This window comes from Paenibacillus sp. MAEPY2 (genome assembly GCF_000499205.1).
Taxonomy (GTDB): domain Bacteria; phylum Bacillota; class Bacilli; order Paenibacillales; family Paenibacillaceae; genus Paenibacillus; species Paenibacillus vandeheii.
This window is the reverse complement of the sequence record NZ_AWUK01000108.1, coordinates 1-386: the sequence shown is the minus strand read 5'-3', so window position 1 is coordinate 386 and position 386 is coordinate 1. Positions and strand designations below refer to the sequence as shown.

The following is a 386-nucleotide window of genomic DNA, read 5'->3' as shown; positions in this document are numbered from 1 at the left end:
CCAATTGCGTTAGCTGTCGCCTGGTTGTCACCAGTGAGCATGATCGTCTTTTTTACGCCTATAGAATGTAATTCATTAATAACAGCCTTACTCGAAGTACGTACGGCATCGGCAACCGCAATTAAGGCAATGACTTCATGTTGCGTCCCCAGCACCATTACCGTCTTCCCTTGTGTCTGAAACATGGTAATTTGTTCACGTATTGAAATGGATACCTCAGCTTCCAGTTCATCAAACAGTTTAGGGCTACCAATATAATATTGCTGTTGTCCGACCGAGGCTTTGACACCCTTCCCTGTGATTGATTGAAAGTGATCAACTGAAAGGGAGAGATCCGCCCCCATTTGTTCAGCTTTTCGTACAATCGCTGATGCTAGTGGATGTTG

Annotated in this window: 1 protein-coding gene; it reads right to left on the bottom strand. The window is 44.8% G+C overall.

The window, feature by feature from the left end:
- Positions 1-386 (bottom strand): HAD-IC family P-type ATPase (locus P364_RS0134720; protein WP_029881546.1); only part of this gene is annotated, 386 nt, incomplete at both ends.